Annotated in this window: 1 pseudogene; it reads left to right on the top strand. The window is 34.8% G+C overall.

The features are described from left to right. Positions 1-112: 112 nt before the first annotated feature. Positions 113-244, top strand: a pseudogene (locus tag BCT81_RS29715) (peptidase); the annotation flags it as partial.

Below are 244 nucleotides of genomic sequence, written 5' to 3'. Positions count from 1 at the left end.
AGTCTAGACAATATCGGAAGATATTTATGCCAGACTCATGTTGTATAGGTCTGGCATAGTTAGTTTTCGATAAAAATCAGACTTCTTTTTACTCAAATTATGTGGCGCCCTTATTTTTAGTCATGAATGTTATTTAGTTGGTTTGGCAGCATTGATTATATATGTGTCAGCCTCTGACTTTCTCTATCGCAAGATACAAAACAACACCTTATGCGTATTACTGCTATTGCAGTGTTTCTTATCT

The sequence above is a fragment of the Vibrio sp. 10N.261.52.A1 genome, from assembly GCF_002876325.1.
In the GTDB taxonomy this organism is placed as follows: domain Bacteria; phylum Pseudomonadota; class Gammaproteobacteria; order Enterobacterales; family Vibrionaceae; genus Vibrio; species Vibrio chagasii.
Note: the sequence above shows the minus strand (reverse complement) of the source record. Positions and strands in the feature narration are given on the sequence as shown.